Origin of the sequence: Aureimonas frigidaquae (assembly GCF_001463905.1) — a bacterium.
In the GTDB taxonomy this organism is placed as follows: Bacteria; Pseudomonadota; Alphaproteobacteria; order Rhizobiales; family Rhizobiaceae; genus Aureimonas; species Aureimonas frigidaquae.
This window is the reverse complement of sequence record NZ_BBWR01000012.1, coordinates 81,945-106,786: the sequence shown is the minus strand read 5'-3', so window position 1 is coordinate 106,786 and position 24,842 is coordinate 81,945. Positions and strand designations below refer to the sequence as shown.

Sequence of the window (24,842 nt, the reverse complement as noted above, 5' to 3'; positions counted from 1 at the left end):
ACTGCTCTGTTCGCATCCCGCGGAACGCGCTATTCAGGAACCATCGGAAACTGGGAGGTCCCGACGCTCATGAACAAGCCGTGGCTGCAGCACTATCCGGACGGTGTGCCGGCGGACCTGCCAGAGCTTCCCGTCCAATCGCTCGTCGAACTGATGGAAGATTCCTTCCGACGCTTCGCGGACCGCCCGGCCTACCGTTTCATGGGCGCGGTTATGACGTACCGCCAGCTGGATGCCGAGTCTCAGAAATTTGCGGCATACCTCCAGTCACGCGGGCTGAAAGCCGGCGACCGTGTCGCCATCATGATGCCCAATGTGCCGCAATATCCCATCGCGGTGGCCGGCGTCCTGCGGGCGGGCATGGTGGTGGTCAACACCAACCCGCTCTACACGCCGCGGGAGTTGCAGCACCAGCTCTCCGATTCGGGCGCGCGTGCGATCGTCATCCTGGAAAACATGGCGGCGACGCTGGAAAAGTGCCGCAAGGACGTCCCGGTGGAAGAGGTCATCCTGGCCTCGGTGGGCGATACGCTTCCCCTCCTGAAGGGCACCCTCGTCAATTTCGTGCTGCGGCGGGTCAAGAAGATGGTTCCGCCTTTTGCGCTCCCGGGCGCCACGGGCTGGAAGGCTGCCCTGAAGGCCGGCGCGGCCGCACGCTTCACGCGCGTAATTCCGGCGCCGCAGGATCTGGCGGCGCTGCAATATACCGGCGGCACGACGGGCCCGTCCAAGGGCTGCATTCTCAGCCACCACAACCTCGTCTCCAACGTCATCCAGTCGGAATATTGGCACGAGCCGGGCGTGCGCGACGTTGCGCGCGAAGAGCAGACCAACACGATCTGCGCGCTGCCGCTCTATCACATCTTCGGCTTCACGGTGAACATGATGCTGTCGCTGCGCCAGGGCGGCTGCAACACGCTGATCATCAATCCGCGCGATATCCCGGCTGTCATCAAGGCCTTGAAGGAGCAGCCCTTCCACCTGTTCCCGGCGGTCAACACGCTGTTCGGCGCCATCGCCCGCCATTCGGATGCGCGCAGCGTGGACTGGTCCTCGCTGCGCATCTCGGTCGGCGGCGGCATGGCTGTCCAGAAGGCGACGGCCGCGCTGTGGCTGGAGGTGACGGGCTGCCCGGTCTGCCAGGGCTACGGCCTGTCCGAAACCTCGCCGGTCGCCTGCTGCAATGTCGTCACGGAGCGCAGCTTCGACGGCACGATCGGCTTTCCGCTCCCCTCCACCGATTGCCGCATCGTCGACGATGACGGCAACGAACTGCCCTCCGGGGAGCGGGGCGAGGTGGCGATCAAGGGGCCGCAGGTGACGGCCGGCTACTGGAACCGTCCGGACGAGACGCGGGCCTGCTTCACGGCCGATGGCTACTTCCTGACCGGCGATATCGGCATCATGGACGACAGCGGCGCCACCCGGATCGTCGACCGCAAGAAGGACATGATCAACGTCTCGGGCTTCAACGTCTATCCGAACGAGGTGGAGGACGTCGTCACCCGCATGCCCGGCATACTGGAAGCCGCGGTCATCGGCATCGACGACGAAAATTCCGGCGAGGCCGTGAAGCTCTTCGTCGTCGTCAGCGATCCAGCCGTGACGGCCGATGCCATCAAGGCCTACTGCCGCGAGAACCTGACCGGCTACAAGCGGCCCAAGGAGATCGAGTTCCGGGACGAGCTGCCCAAGACCAATGTCGGCAAGGTCCTGCGGCGCGAATTGCGCAGCTGATTCGCCAACCCGCACACCGCATCACTTGCACGGGCCCGCTGCCCGTGCATTAATCTTGCCCAACGGTGACCAGCATTGCGGGGCCTTTCCCGCAATGTGAAAGATTTTTGTCGCCTGCCGGCCGAAAAGGCTTTTCATTCTCCCGCCCGTCGCCTATATCGACCTCACCGCAGCGCAAGACGCAGCGGCGTGTCGCGGGGTGGAGCAGCCCGGTAGCTCGTCAGGCTCATAACCTGAAGGTCGTAGGTTCAAATCCTACCCCCGCAACCACTTTACGGATAAAGCCAGAAAATCGATGTATTCCCGCCTAGGCTGCCAGATGGCGGCCTTTTCTGCTTCAGGCTATCTGAATATCGGCCGTTCCGGCCGGGCGCCGGCTGCGTGCAAGCAGGGATAAGGCGACGGACGTTCATCCATCAGTTTTCGCCAGCCCGTGCGAACGACGGTGCCTTCCTACGGCTTTCTCCGCCTATAGCTCGACCAGCACCACGCCCTTGAGCTGGCCCGCACAGGCTTGCCGCAAGGCAGAGGTCGCGCTTTCAATTCCCTTGGAGGTCGCGGCCGGGAGATGGATGCGTCCCTGACGCTTCCATGTCTTTAAGTCCCGGATCCAGAGTCCGAACGCATCGGGAGCATGATCCGCGCTGAAGCCTTGCAATGTCATGCCTTTGAATATGATCTGACAGCTGTCCAATGTCACCGGAGCCTGCAAGGATGCCTTGTCCGGGTTGAGTTCGGCAGTCAGCGCGCCAAGCAGGACGCAACGGGCCCCGTCCTTGGCCAGCCCGATGGCTGCCGCAAGCTGGTCCCCGCCCACCATGTCCACGATGACGTCAATGCCTTCTGGCGCGGCTTTCGCGAGTTGCTCGGCGATGGGCCCACCGTCACGGGTGACGACGGCGTCATACCCAAGCTCGTCCTGCATCCAGCCTGCCTTTTCGCGCGTGCTTGTACTGCCAACCACGCGCGCTGCGCCGAGGAGCCGGGCAATCTGTCCCGCCATCGAACCGATCGCCCCCGCTCCGCTGGAAACGAATACCGTATCCCCGTTCTTTACCTGAATGCCACGGGTCAGCGCGGCATAGGCCGTCCAGCCGTGGCCGAGATAGGCAGCCGGGTCTGGATCGTCGCTGTCGATCAGCCTGCAGTCGTGTTCAGGGACGCTGGCATATTCGCGCCATCCGAACGGGTGCATGACGAGGCTGCCGACAGCGAGGCTGCAGGCCGATCCAGCCTGGACCACCTCACCGATTGCGCCGTCCGCCAGCGTATCGCCGGGGTTGAGGGGCGGAAAGGGGATTCCCTCGGCGGCCTTCGCATCCTCCTGCGCCATCAACCGGGTCGAGATGGAAACGCGGAACCACCGGTTGCGAACCACGACATTATATGGCCCGGGCGGAGGGACGATCGTGTCCGCAATCGCAAAGTCTTCGGGATGAATTGCACCTTTGACGTGACGGACGAGTTTGACTTCGCGGTTGTTGTTTGGACTGGCAGACATAAGGCGCGCTCCGAAGCAATGATTGCGCTCTGTTCTGGTCTGATGACAGATGTGAGCGTATGCTCATTTTATGAAACGGAGGTGGCGCATGGCTACTCGCATTCCCGCGACCCACCGCGCGATGCGCAAGGAGCCAAGGCAAAAGCGCTCTCAGAGCACGGTGGAGAGTATCGTCGAGGCAGGCGCTCGCGTTCTGGCGCGAAGGGGCTGGGCCAACTTCACCACCAACGAGGTGGCGCGTACTGCCGGCGTCAGCATCGGCTCCCTGTATCAGTATTTCCCGAACAATCTGTCGATTGCCGAAGCCATTCGCAAACGACACCTCGATGAAATTCTTCGTGTGCTTCCCGCTCTCGAAACGGAGGGGGAATCCGTGACGCTCGAACAGCGTGTCGGTCGATGGATCGATGGCGTCGTGGCGCTCCATGCGACCGACCAGAATCTGCATCGGATCCTCATCGACGAAGTGCCGCTCGCTCCGAGGGAATTCTATGACGCCTTCGAGCGTGAGTATCATCGCCGCTACGAAGACTTCATCAGGGCCAGCGCTGCCCCAAGCGAGAAGGGGGCGGACCACGCTGCCGCAGCCCGCATTCTGGCGGACGCACTGGAAGGCATCGTCCACGCCGCCTCTCGCCGGAATGATCTTCTGTCACCTGTCGTTCGGAAAGAAGCAACGAGGATGGTGACTGCTTATCTTCTGGCGCAGGAAGGAAAATGAAGGGGCAATGCGCAGGCCGACGAGCGAGTGCTCTTAAGCGCCAAACCCTTCCAGAACGATCTTGCCCCGCGCACGGCCGCTTTCAATCAGCGCATGGGCGCGCTTGAGGTTGGCCGCGTTGATCGTGCCGAAGGTTTCGGTGCGCGTGGTGCGGATTCTGCCAGCATCGATGAGACGCGCGATTTCGGCCAGCAGCCTGCCCTGTTCGGCGATGTCGGCCGTCTCGAACATGGAACGCGTGAACATGAACTCCCAATGCGTGGACACGCTCTTGCGCTTGAGGGGGTTGACGTCGAGCACCGCCGGATCGTCGATCAGCGCGAACCGTCCCTGGGGCGCGATCAGCTCGGCGATGGCCGGCAGATGCGCGTCGGTGTTGGTCGTCGAAAAGACAAAAGCCGGGGGGGCGCCGAGGGCCAGACCCGCGATTTCCCCTGCCAGCGGCTTCGAATGGTCGATGACGTGGTGTGCGCCGAGCGCGCGGCACCAGTCGGCGGTTTCCGGCCGGGAAGCCGTGGCGATGACGGTCAGATCGGTTGCGGCCCGCGCGATCTGAATGGCGATCGAGCCGACACCACCCGCACCCCCGATGATGAGGAGGGCGGGTGCTGCGCCAGGCACCGGCGTGTTGACCATCAGGCGGTCGAACAGGGCTTCCCAGGCGGTGATGGCGGTCAGGGGAAGCGCGGCGGCATCCGCAAAGTCGAGCGAGGCGGGCTTTCTGCTGACGATCCGCGCATCGACCAGATGGTATTCAGCATTGGTGCCCGGCCGACCGAGCGCGCCGGCATAATAGACTGCATCGCCGACCGCGAAGCCCTCGACGGCGTCGCCGACGGCCGACACGACGCCCGCCGCGTCCCAGCCGAGCACCTTCCAGCCATCGCCCTCCGGCGTGGCGCGCTGACGGACCTTGGTGTCCACCGGGTTCACGGAGATGGCCTTGACCGCAACGAGCAGGTCGCGGCCGCTGGCCAAAGGCGTGTCCAGCTCGATATCGACGAGGGCGTCGTCGCGATCGATTGCACCCGGTGCGCGGTAGCCGACAGCTTTCATGTGGGTCCCCTGTATTTGGACTTGCTTGTTGGGGCCCAACTTATGTGTTGTGATCATCCTCGCAAGAACGCACAAAATCCGCACATAGTGTCGAAAAGGATACCGTCATGGCGCGTGTTCGTCATCCGGGCCAGGATTGCAGCCCCGGTTGCCCGGTCGAGGCAACGCTCCAGCTGATCGACGGCAAGTGGAAGGGCGTTGTCCTGTTCCACCTTTTGAGCGGGACGATGCGCTTCAACGAATTGCGGCGGCAATTGGCGAACTGCACGCAGCGCATGCTGACGAACCAGCTGCGCGAGCTGGAGGCCGATGGGCTGGTTCATCGGAAGATCTACCCGGAAGTGCCGCCCAAGGTGGAATACAGCCTGACTCCGCGCGGGCGGACGCTCGAACCCGTCATCCTGGCTTTGAAGGCATGGGGCGAGGAACATGCCGCGAGGCCAGAAGCAAAGGCGGCTTGACGGGTTACAGCGTGCATCCCTCCGGCATCGCTCAGGCCGCTATCAACCCCACACACGTTTGATCGCGTTGAATGCCGCCACGATCGTCGGATCGCTCATGCGCGATTCCAGGCAGATGAAGCGCAGCGTCGTTGTGATTTTGACCGCATCGGCAACGAAGAGCCCGTGCGCCTGCTGCTCGTGGAGGGCGATCGATTCCCGGCAGAGGCTGAGGCCGATGCCCGTACGCACCATCGCAACCATCGAGGATTCCTGGTCGACCTCCGACACGATGTTCTGGCGCAGGCCGAGATCGGCGAAGAGACGCCCCAGCAGCCGGTTGTGCACCGATGCAAGCGGGGTCCCGATCCACGGCAGGGATGCCAGCTGCGCCCAGTCCGCGCCGCGCACGAGGCTGGCCAGTGCTGGCGGTGCAACGACGCGATAGGTCAGTTGCGCCAGTTCCCGGGCATGGAACAACCCGGTATTCGGTTGCTGCGAAAACTCGGCCACGGGATCGTAGTCCCTCGGATCGCCGAGGTAGAAGCCGGCATCCAGTTCGTTCCGCCGCAGCCCCGCGGGCACATCCCCGCTCATGCCGTGGCGAAGTGTCGTCTCGATGCCCGGGCCGATGTCGATCAGCGCCTTCAGAAAGGCGCCGAGGCGCGTGAACTCCGGGTCGATGATCGTGCCGATCCGCAGCGTGCCGCGCATGCGCGTTGCCAATCGCCCCGCCGTCTGGCCGAAATCGGTGTAGGCCGCCAGAACCTGCTCTGCCTTCGCGGCAAGCAGAGCCCCCTCCTGCGTCAACTCAAGGCCCGAGGAGGTCCTGCGAAACAGCCTGAGCCCGGTTTGCGCCGCAAGGCGCTTCAACTGCAGCGTGACCGCAGGCTGCGTGACATGAAGCTTCTCGGCAGCGCGGGTGACGTTGCCTTCCCGCGCCACCATGGCGAAGGCCCGCAGGGTCTTGAGATCGATCAAGGGCAGCATATTAGCTTCGCTTATAACGCATCGTCGGATTCATCATTGGATTTGCAGGCCGATCCTTCGCTATTCCTTTCGGAAGAAGGCTGGGAGGCGCGCATGACACGGCAGGATCCGCACCGCTACGCACATGTGCTGTTCCATCCGAACCGGGCGGCGGAACGGTGACGGCCATGGCTTCCCTCCCATCGCATGAGGCATTTGATTATATCATAGTCGGCGGCGGTTCCGCAGGCTGCCTGCTTGCCAACCGTTTGAGCGGTGACCCACGGATGCGCGTCCTACTGCTGGAGGCCGGGCGGAAGGACGACTATCCCTGGATCCACATTCCGGTTGGCTATCTCTACTGTATCGGCAATCCACGCACCGACTGGCTCTTCAACACCGAGCCGGATGCCGGGCTGAACGGGCGGACGCTGCGCTATCCGCGCGGCAAGACGCTCGGTGGCTGCTCCTCGATCAACGGCATGATCTACATGCGGGGCCAGGCGCGTGACTTCGACGGCTGGGCAAGGGATACGGGCGACGAAGCCTGGACCTGGCAGAACTGCCTGCCCGAGTTCAAAGCTCATGAGGATCATTACAGGCTCGACAATGGCGCCGACCCCAAGACCGGTGGCAACAGCCGCTTCTCGGATATGCATGGCCATGGCGGCGAATGGCGGATCGAGAAGCAGCGCTTGAAATGGGACATCCTGGAATCCTTTGCGCAGGCCGCCGTCGAGGCAGGCATTCCCCGCTCGGACGATTTCAACACCGGTGACAATGAAGGCGTCGGCTATTTCGAGGTGAACCAGCGCGGTGGCTGGCGCTGGAACACCTCGAAGGCCTTTCTGCGCCCCGCGCGGAACCGCCCGAACCTCACGGTCTGGACCGAGGCGCATGTCGAACGGCTTGTCCTGGAGCAGGATGGCTCGGGCCGTCGGCGCTGCGCCGGCGTCGTCCTCCAGCGGCAGCGGCAGCGCCGGGAGGTGCGGGCCAGGCGGGAAGTGATCCTGTCAGCCGGTGCGATCGGCTCGCCCCAGCTCCTGCAACTGTCAGGGATTGGCCCGGCCGGACTTTTGAAGCGCCATGGCATCGAGGTCGCCCACGATCTGCCGGGCGTGGGTGAAAACCTGCAGGACCATTTGCAGATCCGCGCGGTCTTCAAGGTCGGCAGTGCGAAGACCTTGAACACGCTCGCCAACACGCTCTTCGGCAAGGCGAAGATCGGGCTCGAATATGTTCTGAAACGCAGCGGCCCGATGAGCATGTCGCCCTCGCAGCTCGGCGCCTTCACCCGCTCGAACGCGCGCCAGGCCTATGCCAACCTTGAATACCATGTTCAGCCGCTGAGCCTGGAGGCGTTCGGAGAACCGTTGCACAGCGTGCCCGCCTTCACCGCGAGCGTCTGCAACCTCAATCCGACGAGCGTCGGAAGCGTGCGCATCCGCTCCGCTAAGGCAGGTGATGCCCCTTCGATCGCGCCGAACTACCTCAGCACGGACGAGGATCGTCAGATCGCTGCCGAAAGCCTGCGGCAGGTGCGCCGGATCGTATCGCAACCGGCGCTCGCAAAGTACCAGCCGCAGGAATGGAAGCCCGGCCCGCAGTTCCAGAGCGACGAGGAACTGGCCCGGCTCGCGGGCGATATCGCCAGCACCATCTTCCACCCGGTCGGGACGACGAAGATGGGCCGCGACGACGACCCGATGGCCGTGGTGGACAGCCGTCTGAGAGTGCGTGGCATTGACGGCCTGCGCGTCGTGGATGCCGGCATCATGCCGAGGATCACGAGCGGCAATACCAATGCGCCGACGCTGATGATCGCGGAGAAGGCGGCCGGGTGGATCGTGGCGGATGCGCGGCCCTGAGAGGCTGCCTGAGCTCCGGTAAGGCCCCGTTTTGACCATAAGCCTGGTCGGGCCGACTGATGCAAGGGGACCGTTCACTCGACGAGCCCGATCATCGGCCCGTAGCCGCCGTGCCAGGACCAGTCGTTGCGGTCGAGCGACGGTGCGTAGAGGCCTGCACCGCGACCGCCATCCAGGAACAGCGCGTTCGGACAGGACAGGTGGTCCCGGAACAGGCGCGCGAAGCTGTGGAAGTTGACGCTGTCCTGGCTGATGGCAAAGCGGACACGGCCAGTCTCACAGACCCCGACGCCGCTCCTGCGCGTCCGATCGCTCGAGCCGGGGATCAGCGCCGGATGCAGGGCGCCGTCGATCACCAGCATGGGGCCGGATTGCGTCGCCATGCGGGTGGCCGGTCCTCGCGCCAGGAAGGCCGGCGTGGTCAGGATCGCAGCATCGCCTTCTACGCTCACATAGAAGATGCCGTTCGGCGTTTTGTAGAAATTGGGAACCTTTCTTTGCGGCTTGTCGATCCGTGTCTGATCGGCCGGCCGCAGCTCCCTGCCATCCTCCACATAGAGGCCGAGGGGCGTGTAGTCGGGCTCGTACATGCCACCATTGATCGCGAAGACCAGGCTGTCGCCTTGGTCGGCGAGCCCTCGGGCAAGGTTGGAAAAGCTTCGGTACGGACGCCCGTCCGCCCCGCGCCAGAAGATGCGCAGTTTGTCCTGTGCCGGGTCCACGGTGCAGACGATGTAATCGGCGCCCTCGAAACGCTCGGGCACGCATATGTCGGCGCGGGCCGGTTCCGGCGGCGCTGCGGCGCCCAGCAGGAGGAGCGTTGCGAGAAGGCGGGACAGAGGTGCGCGCAAAACTCCGGCTACTCCGCGGGCAGGTGGGCGTTCAGGCGGGTCTTGCCGCCCTTGCGCGGCGGCGCGCCCTCGTCCAGCTCCAGTCCGGACAGGATCGGGCAGTCCGGGCGCTCGTCGCCGGCGCAGCAATCGACCAGCGTCTGGAGCGTGTCGGCCATCTGGCTGAGGGTCTCTATACGGGCGCGCAGATCGGCGATATGGGCGTGTGCGAGCGTTTTGACGTCGGCACTCCTGCGGCCGCGATCGCGCCAGAGGCTGAGGAGATCGGCGATTTCCGCCACCGAGAAGCCAAGGTCACGTGCCCGGCGGATGAAGCGCAGCTCGTGGATCTGCGGGGCGGCGTAGTCGCGATAGCCAGCCGCCGTTCGACCCACCGGCGCGATGAGGCCCGTTTCCTCGTAATAGCGGATCATCTTGGCGGAAACGCCGGAGGCGCGGGCGGCCTGTCCGATGTTCATCGCTCTGCCCCCTGCAAGAGTGTCGACTGTCCCTGCGGCCCTGTGAACCGGCGCAGCCGCAGCGCATTTCCCACGACGAAGACGCTGGACAGAGCCATCGCGCCGGCCGCCAAAGCTGGCGACAGGGTCACGCCGAAGGCCGGGTAGAGAAGACCCGCCGCCACGGGGATCAGCGCCGTGTTGTAGGCGAAGGCCCAGAACAGGTTCTGGCGTATGTTGCCCATCGTCGCGCGTGAGAGTGCCACCGCATCCGCAATGCCGCCAAGCTCGCCCGACATCAGGACAACATCCGCCGCATCGATGGCGATATCGGTGCCCGTGCCGATGGCGATTCCGATATCGGCTTCGGCCAAAGCCGGAGCATCGTTGATCCCGTCACCCACGAAGGCAAGGCGCCCGTGGCGTTTGATAAGGTCCCGAACGGCCGCGACCTTCTCTTCCGGCATGACCTCGGCGACGACATCGTCGATGCCGAGGCGGCGGGCGATGGCCTCGGCCGTGCGGCGATTGTCGCCCGTGATCATCACCGTCTTCAGCCCCATGCCGCGCAGGGTGGCAAGGGCGGCAGGGGCATTCGGCTTGATCGGGTCCGCCACGGCGGCGATGGCCGCGAGCCGCCCGTCAATGGCGGCGTAGAGCGGCGTGCGACCGTCCTGCGCAAGGCGGTCGGCCGCCGGCGCGAAGGGCGTCAGATCGTAGCCGAGCTGCGCCATGTAACGATCTGCGCCGACTTCGACTCGCCGGCCATCCACCGATCCGCGAACGCCAAGCCCCGTCATCGAGGCAAAATCCGCAAGCGGGGGAAGCGGCAATCCATCGCGCGCGGCCGCGTCCACGAAGGCCCGGCCCACCGGATGCTCGCTGCGCTGCTCCACGGCGGCGATGTCGGCCAGGACGGAGGCCGTATCGAAGCCGTCCGCCACGTCGAGGTCGGTCAGGACGGGCCGGCCTTGCGTCAACGTCCCCGTCTTGTCGAAGGCGATGACGGCAGATGTGCTCAAGGCCTGGAGCGCGTCGCCGCGGCGGAACAGGATGCCGAGCTCGGCCGCGCGGCCGGTGCCCACCATCACGGATGTCGGCGTTGCAAGGCCCATGGCGCAGGGGCAGGCGACGATCAGAACGCTGACCGCAGCGGCGAGCGCCGGACTGAGCGCCGGCGCCGGTGCAAGAACCAGCCAGGCGATGAAGGTGACTGCCGCCGCCAGCATGACGGCCGGCACGAAGCGCAGCGTGACCGTGTCCACCAAGGCCTGAATGGGCAGTTTGGCGCCCTGCGCCTCGGCCACCATGCGCGTGATACGCGCAAGGACCGTATCCTTGCCGATCGCCGTCGTGCGCACATCCAGTGCGCCATCGCGCATGACGGTGCCGCCCACGACGGCGGCGCCGGTCGTCTTGGCCACCGGGACGGGCTCACCGGTGATCATGGATTCGTCGACATAGGACCGGCCGGCCACCACCGTCCCGTCCACCGGCACGCGCTCGCCCGGTCGGATTTCCACGACATCGCCCAGGCGGATTTGCGCCAGCGGGACATCCTGGACGGCATCGCCCTCGCGGCGATGCGCCGTGGCGGGTTGCAGCCGGACGAGGCGCCGGATGGCGTCCGAGGCCCTGCCGCGCGCGCGTGCCTCCATAAGCCGCCCAGCCAGGATCAGGGTCACGATGACGGCCGCCGCCTCGAACCAGACATGCACGGCCGCGTCGGGAAGCAGCGCCGGCGCGAAAGTGGCGATGAGCGAGTAGCTCCAGGCTGCCAGCGTGCCGACGGCGACCAGGGCGTTCATGTCCGGCGCGCCGCGCAGGAGCGCGGGTATGCCGTGGGCAAGGAAGCGCCGGCCGGGGACGAAGATGACGATGCTTGTGAGGACGGCCTGCAAGACCCAGCTCTGCCAGGTGCCGAGGCTCGTCGCCACGAGGTGATGCACCCCAGGCACCAGATGCGACCCCATCTCCAGAAGGAAGACGGGCAGGGTGAGCCCCGCGGCCAGGACCAGATCGCGGCGCAGCTGCGCAAGCTCCTGCGCCGCGTCTTCGTCGTTTGTGGTCGGAGCATCGTCTGGCGCGGGCAGCGACGCCGAGTAGCCTGCGGCCGTCACCGCTTCGACCAGCTGGAGGGGCTGTGCGCTTCCTTCCACCGTCGCCTGGCCGGTTGCGAGATTGACGCCGACGGCGGTAACGCCTGGCACGGCCTTCAAGGCGCGCTCCACCCGCCCGACGCAGGATGCGCAATTCAGCCCTCCGATGGGAAGGGTAACGGCATGCGCGTGGCGGCTATCGATGGCATGGGGGGCATTCATGGCTTCAGACCTTAAGATTTCCCACATAGGGTCCTGCCCTATGTGGGGCTTCCCATGATGGGAAGGTCAAGGGGAAAGAAGCCAGCCTGCACGCCTGTCAGGCGATGAAGTCCTGATCGTCCCCGAGCGCCCGGTCCTCCGCCTGGCTGCGAACCGCTTCCTCCGTCTCGTCCAGGCCTTCGGCATTCTCGTCGGATCCGGCGGGATCCTGCGCAGCCGTAGCGGCGCTGGCCGGCTCGGTGCCTATATCCACGTAGAGGGCGTCGTCATCGTCGAGCGAGCCGGCGGTGCTGTCGGCGCGATCCCGCGCCAGTTCGCCGGCCGCGCTTTCCAGAAGCGCCTGATCGGCGGGGCTGAGTTCGGCTTCGTTGGCATATCCATGATCCGAACCTTGCGGATCGCGCTGTTCCTGAAATTCCCGTGCCATTGTCTGTCCCTTCAACGCTTCGTTTCGCCGCGTGGCTTGCCGGTCTTGCCTGATGCGGCCGCGACTGGCGGCGTATTCCCCGGCGTCTCGGCGTCGGCGAGGGCCTCGGCATTCTCCCAGCTCGGACCGCGGGCGCCTTCGCCGAGATCAGTCATTTCCGGAAACTCACCCTGGTTTTCAAAGGCGATGCTCGGTTCCACCGGATCGTCCGTCGTTTCCTCCAGCGGCTGCAGCGTGGACGAGAAACTGTCCTTCAAGGCAACGATTTCACGCGCCTCCTCCCAATGCCGCTCCGCCCGCCCTTCGGGCCGGCCTTCGCTTTCCCACAACTCGTACGCCTTGGCGCGAATGCGCGGCTCGTCCTCGTCCTCGATCATGGTCCGCTCGTCCTTTATCTTTAGCACCCCATGCCGGGGCGACAGCCTGTAGGGACAGACACAACGATCGAAGGAGGAATAGGGATGCGTGCCCGGATGCAGGGCAGGCGCGAAAAAGGTTGCTCAGCTGCCCTAATCAGAACAGCTCCTACCCGCACCAACCGTGCCATTGGATATTGGCCGTTCGCTGTCAGCGAAGGTCAAGCCGCGCCGGTTTGAGCTTAAGATCCGGGCGCATGACGGACCGACTAGTTCCCAAATCTTCTCAGTGATCGATTCGAGCGATACGTTCTCAAGTTCGATCGATGCGGCGTAGGCGCGCCATTGGCGCTGTTTGACAACATCATTGGCCATCTTAGGCGAAAGCCCGGGCGGCCTTTCTATCGGGATCGCTGTTTGTCGACGCGCGAACGTTGCCGTGATGGCCGCGTCCAGATCGTCTGCGCCAATATGGAGTGCGCGCGGGATGGCCCAAAGATCGTAGTAGTCTTTCATTCGACCGTTCAGGACACCGAGCGCGACCATTGCCTGGAACTTCTCGGCGATCACCGTAGCGGGTGGATAGGCGCGCACGTTGGGCGCAGGAAGGTCGAGCAGGGTCGGATAGTCGAGATGGTGGGACGCGTCGGCCATGGCGTCGCCATAGCCAATGTCGATTGTCACAGGGATGCGCGTCTTTTCAAGATAGGCCGCGGTCTTGAGGCGGGTGCCGCCATATTCCATTTCTTCGCGGATAGGTGCCGCAGCCAGGGCTTCAACGTCGAAGACGAGGCCGTCGTCACACTTGATCGCCATGATCTCCTGGAAGTCTTCGACCAAGCGTTCGGCGTCAGGATCACCTTGACCCAAGAAGTCCGCATCGCGGGTCACGCGATGATCATTCCCGACCCAGATCGTGACCAGCATACCGCCCTTCAGGACGAAACGGTCGCGATGCGTGGAGATCGACAACCGGTAGAGCAGGCGTTCCAGCGCGAACCGCACCAGCACGACATCGAACACCCGGCCGTCCCGACGAGCGATGCTGAGGAGCCGGTCCTTGACGGACTTGGCTATATTGGCCGGGGCTTTATCCATTGGAGGTGAGCGCTTCGAGGTAGGGTTGCATGATCTTCCATGCGCCGTTGGCTTTGGCGCCCTGCGCAATGGCGCCAGGGGTGGCCTTGCGTTGTTCGAGGGCAGCGCGGAGACCCTCTACAGCGACCGATCGATCTACTAGCCTGGGGTTGCGAAATAGGTCAGCAAGAGTCTTGGGGACGGAATAGATTGGGACTTCACGGCCAGCGATTGCATGGCTTTCGACACCCTGACGCAGATAACGCTCGGTGAATCGTACAATGCGCAGTGGGGGGTAGGACTGCACCGGTGCCCAGTCGCTGGTGCCTATGGCCATCCAGATGCGGCGTGGCATCTGATCGGTGAGGCCATGAAAGGCGAGCGCCGACACCAGAGCGATCACACCTTTGGGGACGCGTATTGCAGCCTCGGCGAGGCTTTGATTTTCCGCAATCTCGGATCCGCGCTTCTGGTAGACCCCACGCGAAATTCGTTCGATGTCCCCGGCTTCGACGGCGCGGGCGATCGTCTGGGGGCTGATCCCAGCGTCACGCAGTTCCTGCGCGCGCACCAGGCTACGGCTATCTAGCAGGTTTCTAAGTTGAATCCCTTGCGAATTCGAAGCGCGGGGCATGTGACAAACCCTCAAAGACGTTGCGAGTTTATCAGAGGATTTGTCACATGTCATCAAACCCGGAAGCCAGTGCGCGCCTGCCTACCAACCATGGTACCAACGATTGAAGCGGTAATGCAGCGTCTTCCGGTGGTCACAGCGCTCTGGCACTGCGCACCAGCGCGCGCCCGACCGCACCAGAATACATCGATTTGGATCAGAGGAAGCTGCGAACCATCGACAACCCGCTCAGCACGCGTTTGTCACCCATGTCTCAGGTACGATCTGTTACCCATGTTTTCGGGCTGTACAAGGAAGAAACTGGAGCGGGCGAAGGGATTCGAACCCTCGACCCCAACCTTGGCAAGGTTGTGCTCTACCCCTGAGCTACACCCGCCCGCTCCTCCGTCAGCGCGGTGTCGCGCTTCGGATGGGCGCTATATGGCCGAAGCCTTTCCGGAATGCAACAGGGAAATTTTCCGGGCTCGAAAAACGGCTATCGGCGCTCTTCGGCGGGGCGCGGGGCCCTTTCGTCCCGGGCTGGCAGGGAGTAAACCGGCCGGCACGGGCGTGCGCAGGGCGCGGCGCGAGAAGGGGCGAATCGTGGGCCAGGGGAATTCTGAAGCGCAAAGTGACGAATCAAGCCTCGACCGGGCGCGCGCCGAGCCGCTCTTCGCCTACCTGGCCGAACGCGGCATCGCCGCAACGACGACCTGGCACGCGCCGGTCTTCACCGTGGATGCCAGCGCCGATCTGATTTCGCGGCTGGCGGGCGGCCATACCAAGAATCTCTTTCTGAAGGACAAGAAGGGCCGCATCTTCCTGGTCGTCGCCGAGCAGGATACGGATGTCGACCTGAAAGGCCTGCACCGCAGGATCGGTGCGCAGGGGCGGCTGTCCTTCGGCGATGCGGCGCGCATGCAGGCGCTTCTCGGCGTCTTTCCGGGGGCGGTCACCGCCTTCGGCCTGATGAACGATCATGAGGGTGCGGTGAGCCTGATCCTGGACGAACGGCTGCTGCGTCACGACATCATCAACGCCCATCCCTTGACGAATGCCGCAACGACCAGCATCTCCCGGGTCGACCTCATGCGGTTCTTCGAGGCGACGGGCCATGCCGTGACGGTGGTGGATCTGACCGCGACAGGCGAACAGCAAACGGAAGAAGGGGCAGTCCGATGAGCAACAATCCCTATGGTGGCACCTTCGGCTACGGCGCCCAAACGACGCAGCCCGCCGCCGTGCCGGCTCCGGCTGGCGGCGGGGGCGGCGCGCTGATCAAGGATACGACCACCGCGAACTTCTCGGCCGATGTGGTGCGGGAATCACGCAATCAGCCGGTCCTGGTCGATTTCTGGGCGCCCTGGTGCGGGCCCTGCAAGCAGCTGACGCCGATCCTGGAGCGGGTCGTGACGGCGGCCGGCGGCCGGGTCAAGCTCGTCAAGATGAACATCGACGAGCATCCGGCCATTGCCGGCCAGCTTGGCGTGCAGTCCATCCCGGCCGTCTTCGCCTTCGTCAACGGCCAGCCGGTCGACGGTTTCATGGGCGCGCTTCCCGAAAGCGAAATCAAGGCCTTCATCGATCGCCTGGGCGGCGCACCCGCCGATCCGGTGGCCGATGCCCTCGCGCAGGCCGGCGAGTTGCTCGCGGCGGGCGATGCCGCCAACGCGGCGCAGCTTTTCGGCGCCGTCCTGCAGCATGAGCCGGAGAATCTGAAGGCGGCGGCGGGCCTTGCCGAATGCTACCTGGCCGCCGACGATCTGGACCATGCGCGTGCGGTCCTGGCGGAGTTCACGCCCGAACAGCAGGAGGATGCGGCCTTCGCCACCGTCCGGACCCGGCTGAAGTTGGCTGAGGAGATCGCCGGCCTCGGCGACGAGGCGGCGCTCCAGGCCCGTATCGAAGGCAATGCGGACGACCATCAGGCGCGCTTCGATCTTGCGCTGATCGCCAATGCCAAGGGCGACCGCACCACCGCGGCCGGCCACCTTCTGGAGCTCATCCGCCGCGACCGCAGCTTCGACGATGACGGCGCACGGCGTAAACTCCTGGAATTCTTCGACGTGTGGGGCGCCAAGGACCCGGCCACGCGGGAAGCGCGGCGCAGGCTTTCCTCCCTTCTCTTCTCTTGAGCGGCAGGTGGCTTGCGCCATATGAAAGGCCGGGCCGCCAGGCGGCGTGACATGCAGCAGAGGGCGAGGTCTTGGGACAGGCGGGCAATGTGAACTATGCGACGGCGGACATGGTGCCGGAGACGGTTCCCGTGTTTCCGCTGGAAGGCGCATTGCTGCTGCCCGGCGGGCAGATGCCGCTGAACATCTTCGAGCCGCGCTATCTGGCCATGATCGACGATGTCATGGCCGGCACCCGTGTGATCGGCATGATCCAGCCCCGGCTGGATGGCGGCCGCGATCCCGATGGTAACAGTGAATTGTCGGCCATCGGCTGCCTCGGGCGCATCACCAGCCTGACCGAAACCGGCGACGGGCGCTACCTCGTCACCCTGCAGGGGATCTGCCGCTTCCGGGTCGTGGACGAACGGCGCACCAGCAAGCCCTATCGCATCTGCGATGTCGCGGCCTTCGCGGCCGATCTGGACCTGACGGCCGGCGCGGACGAGGTGAACCGCGAAGGGCTGCTCCGCTCCTTCCGCGACTATCTCGACGCCAACCAGCTCGAAGCGGACTGGGAAAGCGTCACCCGCGCCTCCAACGAGACGCTCGTCAACGCCCTCTCCATGATGTCGCCCTATGGCCCGGCGGAAAAGCAGGCGCTGCTCGAAGCGCCGGATCTGCGCACGCGCGCCGAAACACTCATCGCCATCACCGAGATCGCGCTGGCGCGCGGCTCCGGAGAGGATGGCGGCGGCATCTTGCAATAGGACCGTCCATGGACGAACACGACCCCCGCCTTCGGCCCGATCCGCGCCTCATCGAACTTCTGGTCTGCCCGCTGACCAAGGCCAGCCTGCACTTCGATGCCGAGCGCAACGAACTCGTCTCCAGCGCGGCCAGGCTCGCCTACCCGATCCGGGACGGAATCCCCATCATGCTGCCCTCGGAAGCCCGCGCTCTCTAAAGCCCGCGCCCTGTGGCGGAGGGGCCAACGCCGGATCCGTCGGCTTCAGTGTGGCGTTGTCATGCCGTCAGATGCCCGAGCCGTCGCCGACCTCGGTCGGATCGCTCGTGCCGACACGCGGCGCATGCGGAACGAGGATCCGGCGGAGCACGGGCCGCATGAGGGCGTCGGCCGCGCCGAGGATGATCGCCGCATAGAGCGGCAGGCCGAGGATCAGACCCAGTAGGCCGATCAAGATGGCTGCGACCCCGCGATAGGCCAGGAGCCGCATGTCCCGTTTGGCCGTGACGGATTGGGCGAGGGGGCCCTGCACGGGCTCCAGCTCCGTCACCACGCCGAGGGCGACCGTCTCGTTGCTGATCGGGTCGATCAGGATGAAGGAGCCGAGATCGCGGCTGTCCTTGTAGAGGGCCGCGACCAGCGGCTTCTCGAAGCTCAGGCTGACCCGGCCGATCTCGTTCATGGACAAGGCGGTGGCGGGGCGCGGCTGGAAGGAATGGATGTCCACCGCCGCATCCAGCGTGGCGATGGCGGCGGGTGACTGCCCGCTGCTCAGGCGCGCCACGAGGCGCGTGCCGGCCAGGAGCGGACGCCCTGACAGGGACAGGATCTGCGCCCGGACCCACCGTTGGCCGGTCAGCGCATCGCCCTTGCGCACGAAGACGTCCCCGCGCGAAACATCGACCTCTCGCGAGAGGGTGATGGTGACGGCCTGGCCAGCGGACGCCTCGGGAACAGGCCCGTCGACGCCGTAAATCTCCTTGACCGCGGCCGTCTCGCCGCCCGGCAGGATGGTGATCTCCATCCCTTTCGTCACCGTGCCCGCGCTGATCTGGCCGCAGAAGCCGCGGAAGTCGAGATTGGGCCGGTTCACATACTGGATCGGCAGGCGCATCCCGCCCTCGTCCTGCAAGGCCTCCGGCTCGGCGGCTTCCAGCCCCTCAATCAGGGTCGGCCCGTCATACCAGGTCATGTTGGCCGACCGCCGGGTGACATTGTCGCCATCGCGCGCGGAGAGGGGAATGAAGCGCACGTCGACGAAGCCGAGTGCGGGAAGCATCTCGCGATAGGCGGCTTCGATGGCGCGGAAGGTCGCCTCGTCATAGGCGACCAGATCCATCTTGTTCACCGCCACGATGACGGAGCGGATGCCCACCATGGAGGTGATGAAGGAGTGGCGCCGCGTCTGCGGCAGGATGCCCTTACGGGCATCCACCAGGATCACGGCGAGGTCGGCCTGGCTGGCGCCGGTGGCCATGTTGCGGGTGTACTGCTCGTGCCCCGGCGTGTCCGCGATGATGAAGGCGCGCCGTGCGGTGGAAAAGTAGCGATAGGCGACATCGATGGTGATGCCCTGCTCCCGCTCGGCGGTCAGCCCGTCGACCAGCAGCGCGAAGTCCATGGCCTCGCCGGTCGTGCCGAACTTGCGCGAGTCGCGTTCCAGCGCCTCGAGCTGGTCGTCGAACACCGAGCCCGTATCGTAGAGGAGGCGGCCGATCAGGGTGGACTTGCCATCATCCACCGAGCCGCAGGTGATGAAGCGCAGGAGCGATCCGGCAGGCTGTGCACCCTGCGCTTGCGGCGCGTGCGCAGGGGCCGCGGCGTCGTTCAGCGGCAGGTCGGGGCGTCGCAACGCGCTCATCAGAAATAGCCTTCCTGCTTCTTCTCTTCCATGGAGGCGCCGCCGTCGCGGTCGATGATGCGCCCTTGCCGCTCCGATGCGCGTGAGCCGCGCATCTCGGCGATGATGTCCGGCAGGGTCGTCGCCTGCGAGGGGACGGCGCCGGTCAGCGGGTAGCAGCCCAGCGTGCGGAAGCGGACCATCCGTTCTTCCACCACCTCGCCGGGCAGGAGGCGCATGCGCTCGTCGTCGCGCATGATCAGCGCGCCGTCGCGCTCGACGACGGGCCGGGGCGCGGCGAAGTAGAGCGGCACGACGGGGATGTTTTCGAGCGCGATGTAGTCCCAGACATCCGTCTCGGTCCAGTTGGACAGCGGGAAGACGCGGAAGCTCTCGCCCTGCCGTTTGCGGGTGTTGTAGAGGCGCCAGGGTTCCGGGCGCTGGTTCTTGGCATCCCAGCGATGCTCGGCCGAGCGGAGCGAAAAGACGCGTTCCTTGGCGCGGCTCTTTTCCTCGTCGCGGCGTGCGCCACCGAAGGCGGCATCGAAGCGATGCTTGGCGAGGGCCTGTTTCAACCCCTCGGTCTTCATCACGTCCGTATGCACGCGCGATCCGCTGTCGAAGGGGTTGATGCCCGCGCGCACCCCCTCCTCATTGATGTGGACGATCAGGTCCACGCCGAGCTCACGCGCGCGCTGATCGCGGAAGGCGATCATCTCCCGGAACTTCCAGGTCGTGTCGACATGCAGGAGCGGGAAGGGCAGCCGGCCGGGCGCAAAGGCCTTGAGGGCCAGATGCAGCATCACCGCCGAATCCTTGCCGATCGAATAGAGCATGACCGGGTTTTCGGTCGTGGCGACCGTTTCACGGATGATGAAGATCGACTCGGCTTCGAGCTTCTGCAGATGCGTCAGGGGAACGGTCATCGAACTCTTTCTTTCAGGCCCGGTGCAAAGCCGGGTCGGCGCCGACCGCCCGGCTGCGGACGGCGGTTCCGTCGGGTGCGACATGCAGGCCGCATTCCTTGCGCGCCTCGTCTTCCCACCACCAGCGGCCGGCACGCTCCGGCTCGCCCGGGGCGATGGCACGCGTGCAGGGCGCGCAGCCGATCGACAGGAAGCCCGCATCGTGCAGGCTGTTGACGGGGACATTCTCCGCGGCGTTGAACCGGCGGATATCCTCCCGCGTCCAGTCGAAGAGCGGGTTGGCCTTCACCAGGCCGCGTGCCGCATCGTAAGTGACGAAGTCGAGGCTTTCCCGATTGGCGGACTGGTCCCGGCGCAGGCCCGTCACCCAGCCCGAAGCGCCGGCGAGCGCCCGCGCCAGGGGTTCGACCTTGCGCACGCCGCAGCAGGCCTTGCGCATATCCATGCCGAAATAGAACCCGTCGATCCCCTGGTCCTCGATCAGCGCTTCGAGGGCCTGCGCATCGGGATAGCGGGCCCGGATGCGCCGGCCGTAGCGCTCTTCCGTCTCGCGCCAGAGCGTGTAGGTTTCCGGAAAGAGCCGGCCGGTGTCGAGCGTCACGACGTCGATCGGCAGGCCGGCGGTGAAGATCAGATGGGTGATCATCTGATCTTCGAGTCCCAGGCTGGTGGTGAAGACGATGCGTCCGGTCAGCGTGCCTGCCAGACGTTCCAGGCGCTGGAGCGGCGACAGTGCCGGAAAGGCTGCATCGAGCCCCTCCGCCAGGATCCGGTCATGCGACATGGCGATCAGCCTTTGCTTCGGGCGGCCAGGCGTTTTTGCAGGATGCTGGAGCCGTGGTCGTAGGATTGCTGGTAGTGCAGCGTCACCACCTCCTGCGCCGTGCGCCATTGCGCCTCGGGCTGGCGTTCGGCCACGCCGTCCGGCAGCTCGATTTCGTCGAAGCCGCAGGCCAGAAGGTCACGGAACTGATCGGCGATCACCGGTCCGCGCGCCCGCAACGTGCCGGTAAAGCCCGCACGGCGCAGCCGCATGGCGAGCGACAGCCCGCGCCCGTCCGAAAAGGCCGGGAAGGTGATCGCGATCAGGCTGACCCGGTTGAGATAGGGATGGATCGCCGTCTCCGGGATGGCATTGCCCACCACAAGCCCGATCGGTGTGTTGCGGCCATCGCTGAGCGCGGTATCGATCACCTCCAGAGGCACGAGGATCGCGCCGTCCACGAGCGAGAGGGCATCCACCGAATCGACCGGGGTGAAGCTGTTTTCACGCGTGCCGTCGCGCAGGATCAGGCGCGTCATGCCGCTTCTCCAAGGCTTGCGGTCACGAAATCCTGGAAGCTCCGCTTGAACGGATCGAGCCCCGTGCGGCGGACCGTCGCGATGAACTCTTCGCCCGCAGCGCGTTCCGCCAGATAGGTAGCGACGATCGCCTCGACCGCACCCGGAACGAGTTCGCCGTCGATGCCCGGGCCGAGGCGTTCGCCGAGGGCCGCCTGTTCGGTGGCATCACCGCCAAGGGTGATCTGGTAGTTTTCCTTGCCGGACTTTTCCAGCCCCAGAATACCGATATGGCCGACGTGATGGTGGCCGCAGGCATTGATGCAGCCGGAAATCTTGATCTGCAGGGGGCCGATCTCCGCCTGTCGGGCGGGGTCGGCGAAGCGGTTGGACAGATCCTGCGCAACTGGAATGGACCGTGCCGTCGCCAGGGCGCAGTAGTCGAGCCCCGGGCAGGCGATGATATCGGTGACGAGGCCCGCATTGGGCGTTGCCAGGCCCGCCGCCTTCAGGAGGGCGTAGACCTCCGGCACGTCGTCCTGGCGCACATGCGGCAGGACGAGGTTTTGGGCATGGCTGACGCGCAGCTCGTCGAAGGAATAGCGCTCGGCAATGTCGGCGAAGGCGTCCATCTGGGCGTCGGTCATGTCGCCCGGAACGCCGCCGATCGGCTTCAGGGATACGGTCAGGACGATGTGGCCGGGCTGGCGGTGCGCAAACCCGTTCTGAAGGACGAAACGGTCCAGCTCCGGGTCGGCCGCGCGGGCCGCGGAAAGGCGCGTGGACTGCGCCGGCAGCGCCTCGTAGGCGGGCGGCGCGAAATAGGCGGCGATGCGCTCCAGTTCCTCGGGCGGGGCGTTGACGGTCGGCCCGTCCAGCGCTGCGTATTCCGCCTCGACACGCTCGCGGAACGCCTCGGTCCCGATCTCATGGACGAGGATCTTGACGCGCGCCTTGTACTTGTTGTCGCGCCTGCCTTCCGCATTGTAGACGCGCATCACGGCCTCGAGATAGGCCAGGAGCTCCGCCCGGGGCAGGAAGTCGCGGACGACCTTGCCGATCATCGGCGTGCGGCCGAGGCCCCCGCCCACGACGATCTCGTATCCCGGTTCGCCCGTTTCCGGGTGGCGCAGGATGCGGATGCCGAGATCATGCACCTTGATCGCAGCGCGGTCGTGCTCGGCGCCCGTCACGGCCACCTTGAACTTGCGCGGCAGCCAGCCGAATTCGGGATGCAGGCTCGACCACTGGCGGATCAGCTCCGCCGTCGGACGCGGGTCTTCCAGCTCGTCGGCCGCGACGCCGGCGAACTGGTCCGATGTCACGTTGCGGATGCAGTTGCCGCTCGTCTGGATGCAATGCATCTCCACGTCGGCGAGCAGGCCGAGGATTTCCGGCACGTCCTTCAGCGACGGCCAGTTGAACTGCAGGTTCTGGCGCGTCGTGAAATGCGCGTAACCCTTGTCAAAGGTGCGGGCGATATGGGCGAGCTGGCGGAGCTGGCGGCTGTTCAGCGTTCCGTAGGGCACCGCCACGCGCAGCATATAGGCGTGGAGCTGCAGGTAGAGGCCGTTCTTCAGCCGCAGCGGCTTGAACTCGTCCTCGGTGACCGAGCCATCGAGCCGGCGGGCGACCTGCCAGGAAAACTCCGCCACGCGCTGACGGACGAAGGCTTCGTCGAATTCGTCATACCGATACATCGCTCACCCCCGGACTTGAGAACGGAACTCGGCCTGCTTGCCGAGCTCGGGATGGGTTGAAGGGCCTGCCTGCCGGATCGCTTCCCGGAAATGCGTGGCGCGCGGAAAGCCGGCTTCGTCCAGGCGGACGGCCACGAGATACGGATCGACCACGAGATTGGCGGCTGCGGCGGCAAGGCCGCGCGCCTCCATGGCTTCCGCAGCGTCGGCATCCTCTCCGACGAGTGCCTTGGCCGGATCGAAGGTCCAACCCGCCTGCGTCAGAAAGACGACGGCGCCGTCCAGAAGGTCGTTTGCAGACAGGATGACGGGCAGGGCGATGCCTTTGTACTTCCCGTCCTTCTTGACGTCGGCCATGATCGGAACCTCATGAGGGAGGGGTGGGCCGTATGGCCCGGCAGTGGCGTCCCGGACTGGTCGCCGCCATGTCTGGTTCCGTTCTAAATACGGCAAGCGCGCGGCGTTCGCGCCGTCATCCGTTCCAATGAGCACGGCGTGGAAGAACGTTTTGCCTCAAAACCCCTGGTCGGGCCGCGAAATCGCTCCACGCCGCGTCCGTCAGATGGCTTCGCCGCGCAAGAGCCGCGGGCTGTCCTCGTCGGACAAGCCGGCCGCCTGGCCGATGAAGTAATCCTTCAGGCGCGGCACCCGGTCGACAAGCGACAGGCCAAGGCTGCGGACCTGCCGCAGGATCGGATTGTCGTTGGAGAAGAGGCGGTTCAGGACATCCGTCGTCATGCCCATGCGCAGCGTGTCGAAGCGGCGCCACCGCTCATAACGCTGCAGCACGTCGAGCGCACCGATATCGAGCCCCAGGCGGTCGGCCTCCACCACCGTTTCGGCCAGCGCCGCCACGTCCTTATAGCCGTAGTTCAGGCCCTGGCCGGCGATCGGGTGCAGGCCATGCGCCGCATCGCCGACCAGGGCGAAGCGCGGGGCCACGAAGGCACGCACCAGCCGCAGCCCAAGCGGATAGGCTCGCGGCTTGCCTTCCACGGTGAGCGCGCCGAGCTTCAGCCCGAAGCGCCGTTCGAGCTCCGTCTCGAAGACGAGGGGGTGGGCCGTGACGAGGCGTTCGGCCTCCCGCGTCGGCTCGGTCCAGACCAGCGAGGACCGGTTGCCCTTGAGCGGCAGGATGGCGAAGGGGCCGGAGGGCAGGAAATGCTCCTCGGCCCGGCCGTCATGGGGGCGCTCGTGCGCCACCGTCACCACGATGCCCGATTGCTTGTAATCATTGTAGACGGTGCCGATGCCGGCCATGTCACGCAGGCGCGAGCGTGCGCCATCGGCCGCCACGACGAGCCGCGCATCCACGAAACGTCCGTCCGACAGGGTGAGGCGGCGATGGCCGTTCGACGCCGACATCGCCGTGACGGCAGTCCCGAACCGCACATCGATGCCGAGCTCGGCCGCCTTGGCCCGCAGGGGCGCCGTCATGACCGGGTTGGGGACCATATAGGCGAAGGGCTCGCCCTCCGCGATCGCGCCATCGAAGGTCAGGAAGGTGGGGCGGACCGTGTCGGACAGGCGGGAATCGGTGACGATCATCTCGTTGATGGGCTGGGCCTCGCCGGCCATGTCCTGCCATACGCCGAGGCGGTCGAGCATGCGCACGGCGGCCGCGGCGACCGCCGATGCCCGGCCTTCGCCGATCCCCGCATGCTCCGGCGCCGCGTCGACGACCAGGACCGACAGATGTGGCGCAAAGCTGCGGATCGAAAGGGCCGTCGACAGGCCGACATGATTGCCGCCGGCGATGACGATGTCGAAACGCTCCGCTTCTTCCATGGCTTCGACTCAGCTCCATCCGTTTGGCACCACGACTGCGATATCTAGTGCATTTGCCGGCCGTACGGAAA

26 protein-coding genes and 2 tRNA genes are annotated in these 24,842 nt (G+C 65.5%); 10 read left to right on the top strand and 18 right to left on the bottom strand.

Annotation, left to right across the window (positions count from 1 at the left end; all coding sequences use genetic code 11):
* Positions 1-69: 69 nt before the first annotated feature.
* Positions 70-1,737 carry an AMP-binding protein gene (locus tag AUL30_RS13035; RefSeq protein WP_062228330.1) on the top strand — a complete coding sequence of 556 codons (1,668 nt, stop codon included), beginning with the start codon at positions 70-72 and terminating at the stop codon, positions 1,735-1,737.
* A 193-nt stretch (positions 1,738-1,930) separates the two neighbouring features.
* Positions 1,931-2,007: transfer RNA gene (locus tag AUL30_RS13030), tRNA-Met, on the top strand.
* A gap of 199 nt (positions 2,008-2,206) precedes the next feature.
* On the opposite strand, the gene AUL30_RS13025 is transcribed toward AUL30_RS13030, so the two are convergent.
* Positions 2,207-3,238, bottom strand: a complete 1,032-nt coding sequence (locus AUL30_RS13025; protein WP_062228329.1) for an MDR family NADP-dependent oxidoreductase — start codon at positions 3,236-3,238, stop codon at positions 2,207-2,209.
* Between the two features lie 88 nt (positions 3,239-3,326).
* Between AUL30_RS13025 and AUL30_RS13020 the strand changes: the two genes are divergently transcribed.
* The gene (locus AUL30_RS13020; RefSeq protein ID WP_202814501.1) at positions 3,327-3,959 is read left to right on the top strand and encodes a TetR/AcrR family transcriptional regulator; all 633 of its coding nucleotides are present in this window, start codon (positions 3,327-3,329) and stop codon (positions 3,957-3,959) included.
* 33 nt (positions 3,960-3,992) lie between these two features.
* Here the strand turns inward: AUL30_RS13020 and AUL30_RS13015 are convergent, their stop codons facing one another.
* Positions 3,993-5,015: a zinc-binding alcohol dehydrogenase family protein gene (locus AUL30_RS13015; protein ID WP_062228328.1), complete on the bottom strand. Its 1,023-nt coding sequence runs from the start codon at positions 5,013-5,015 to the stop codon at positions 3,993-3,995.
* Positions 5,016-5,122: 107 nt separating this feature from the next.
* On the opposite strand from AUL30_RS13015, the gene AUL30_RS13010 reads away from it, so the two are divergent.
* Positions 5,123-5,476, top strand: a complete 354-nt coding sequence (locus tag AUL30_RS13010; protein WP_062228327.1) for a winged helix-turn-helix transcriptional regulator — start codon at positions 5,123-5,125, stop codon at positions 5,474-5,476.
* 42 nt (positions 5,477-5,518) lie between these two features.
* Here the strand turns inward: AUL30_RS13010 and AUL30_RS13005 are convergent, their stop codons facing one another.
* The gene (locus tag AUL30_RS13005) at positions 5,519-6,403 is read right to left on the bottom strand and encodes a LysR family transcriptional regulator (RefSeq protein ID WP_244490820.1); all 885 of its coding nucleotides are present in this window, start codon (positions 6,401-6,403) and stop codon (positions 5,519-5,521) included.
* Between AUL30_RS13005 and AUL30_RS19960 the strand changes: the two genes are divergently transcribed.
* Positions 6,356-6,607, top strand: a complete 252-nt coding sequence (locus tag AUL30_RS19960) for a hypothetical protein (protein ID WP_192843070.1) — start codon at positions 6,356-6,358, stop codon at positions 6,605-6,607. The two genes, AUL30_RS13005 and AUL30_RS19960, sit on opposite strands and share 48 nt — an antisense overlap.
* 5 nt (positions 6,608-6,612) lie before the next feature.
* Positions 6,613-8,292, top strand: a complete 1,680-nt coding sequence (locus AUL30_RS13000; protein ID WP_062228325.1) for a GMC family oxidoreductase — start codon at positions 6,613-6,615, stop codon at positions 8,290-8,292.
* Positions 8,293-8,366: 74 nt separating this feature from the next.
* On the opposite strand, the gene AUL30_RS12995 is transcribed toward AUL30_RS13000, so the two are convergent.
* From AUL30_RS12995 to AUL30_RS12960, 8 genes are all read right to left on the bottom strand, one after another.
* A complete protein-coding gene (locus AUL30_RS12995) occupies positions 8,367-9,143 on the bottom strand; it encodes a phosphodiester glycosidase family protein (protein ID WP_062228324.1) in 777 nt (258 codons plus the stop codon).
* 8 nt (positions 9,144-9,151) lie between these two features.
* A complete protein-coding gene (cueR, locus tag AUL30_RS12990) occupies positions 9,152-9,601 on the bottom strand; it encodes a Cu(I)-responsive transcriptional regulator (protein WP_062228323.1) in 450 nt (149 codons plus the stop codon).
* Positions 9,598-11,901, bottom strand: coding sequence for a heavy metal translocating P-type ATPase (locus tag AUL30_RS12985; RefSeq protein ID WP_062228322.1), 2,304 nt, complete (start codon positions 11,899-11,901; stop codon positions 9,598-9,600). Before AUL30_RS12985 ends, cueR begins: the two co-directional genes overlap by 4 nt.
* Positions 11,902-11,998: 97 nt before the next feature.
* Positions 11,999-12,328 carry a hypothetical protein gene (locus AUL30_RS12980; protein WP_062228321.1) on the bottom strand — a complete coding sequence of 110 codons (330 nt, stop codon included), beginning with the start codon at positions 12,326-12,328 and terminating at the stop codon, positions 11,999-12,001.
* An 11-nt stretch (positions 12,329-12,339) separates the two neighbouring features.
* Positions 12,340-12,705 carry a DUF2934 domain-containing protein gene (locus AUL30_RS12975; protein WP_062228320.1) on the bottom strand — a complete coding sequence of 122 codons (366 nt, stop codon included), beginning with the start codon at positions 12,703-12,705 and terminating at the stop codon, positions 12,340-12,342.
* Between the two features lie 132 nt (positions 12,706-12,837).
* Positions 12,838-13,782, bottom strand: a complete 945-nt coding sequence (locus AUL30_RS12970; RefSeq protein WP_083507917.1) for a nucleotidyl transferase AbiEii/AbiGii toxin family protein — start codon at positions 13,780-13,782, stop codon at positions 12,838-12,840.
* Complete coding sequence (locus tag AUL30_RS19440) at positions 13,775-14,395, bottom strand: type IV toxin-antitoxin system AbiEi family antitoxin domain-containing protein (RefSeq protein WP_083507916.1); 621 nt, start codon at positions 14,393-14,395, stop codon at positions 13,775-13,777. Before AUL30_RS19440 ends, AUL30_RS12970 begins: the two co-directional genes overlap by 8 nt.
* 301 nt (positions 14,396-14,696) lie before the next feature.
* Positions 14,697-14,771, bottom strand: a tRNA-Gly gene (locus AUL30_RS12960).
* A 206-nt stretch (positions 14,772-14,977) separates the two neighbouring features.
* Here AUL30_RS12960 and AUL30_RS12955 point away from each other — a divergent pair.
* From AUL30_RS12955 to AUL30_RS12940, 4 genes are all read left to right on the top strand, one after another.
* Positions 14,978-15,556, top strand: coding sequence for a prolyl-tRNA synthetase associated domain-containing protein (locus AUL30_RS12955; protein ID WP_062228318.1), 579 nt, complete (start codon positions 14,978-14,980; stop codon positions 15,554-15,556).
* Positions 15,553-16,509, top strand: coding sequence for a thioredoxin (gene trxA, locus AUL30_RS12950; RefSeq protein WP_062228317.1), 957 nt, complete (start codon positions 15,553-15,555; stop codon positions 16,507-16,509). Before AUL30_RS12955 ends, trxA begins: the two co-directional genes overlap by 4 nt.
* Before the next feature lie 110 nt (positions 16,510-16,619).
* A complete protein-coding gene (locus AUL30_RS12945) occupies positions 16,620-17,258 on the top strand; it encodes an LON peptidase substrate-binding domain-containing protein (protein ID WP_062228527.1) in 639 nt (212 codons plus the stop codon).
* A gap of 8 nt (positions 17,259-17,266) precedes the next feature.
* Positions 17,267-17,455 (top strand): Trm112 family protein, encoded by a 189-nt coding sequence (locus tag AUL30_RS12940; RefSeq protein WP_062228316.1) that lies wholly within the window; start codon positions 17,267-17,269, stop codon positions 17,453-17,455.
* A gap of 67 nt (positions 17,456-17,522) precedes the next feature.
* On the opposite strand, the gene cysN is transcribed toward AUL30_RS12940, so the two are convergent.
* The 7 genes from cysN to AUL30_RS12905 form a co-directional block, all read right to left on the bottom strand.
* Positions 17,523-19,097 (bottom strand): sulfate adenylyltransferase subunit CysN, encoded by a 1,575-nt coding sequence (gene cysN, locus AUL30_RS12935; protein ID WP_062228315.1) that lies wholly within the window; start codon positions 19,095-19,097, stop codon positions 17,523-17,525.
* The gene (cysD, locus tag AUL30_RS12930) at positions 19,097-20,002 is read right to left on the bottom strand and encodes a sulfate adenylyltransferase subunit CysD (RefSeq protein ID WP_062228314.1); all 906 of its coding nucleotides are present in this window, start codon (positions 20,000-20,002) and stop codon (positions 19,097-19,099) included. Before cysD ends, cysN begins: the two co-directional genes overlap by 1 nt.
* Positions 20,003-20,015: 13 nt before the next feature.
* Positions 20,016-20,786 (bottom strand): phosphoadenylyl-sulfate reductase, encoded by a 771-nt coding sequence (locus AUL30_RS12925; RefSeq protein WP_062228313.1) that lies wholly within the window; start codon positions 20,784-20,786, stop codon positions 20,016-20,018.
* A gap of 5 nt (positions 20,787-20,791) precedes the next feature.
* Complete coding sequence (locus AUL30_RS12920; protein ID WP_062228312.1) at positions 20,792-21,304, bottom strand: DUF934 domain-containing protein; 513 nt, start codon at positions 21,302-21,304, stop codon at positions 20,792-20,794.
* Positions 21,301-22,983: a nitrite/sulfite reductase gene (locus tag AUL30_RS12915; protein WP_062228311.1), complete on the bottom strand. Its 1,683-nt coding sequence runs from the start codon at positions 22,981-22,983 to the stop codon at positions 21,301-21,303. Before AUL30_RS12915 ends, AUL30_RS12920 begins: the two co-directional genes overlap by 4 nt.
* Before the next feature lie 3 nt (positions 22,984-22,986).
* Positions 22,987-23,340, bottom strand: coding sequence for a DUF2849 domain-containing protein (locus AUL30_RS12910; RefSeq protein ID WP_062228310.1), 354 nt, complete (start codon positions 23,338-23,340; stop codon positions 22,987-22,989).
* Between the two features lie 201 nt (positions 23,341-23,541).
* A complete protein-coding gene (locus AUL30_RS12905) occupies positions 23,542-24,771 on the bottom strand; it encodes a ubiquinone biosynthesis hydroxylase (protein WP_062228309.1) in 1,230 nt (409 codons plus the stop codon).
* Positions 24,772-24,842 lie beyond the last annotated feature (71 nt).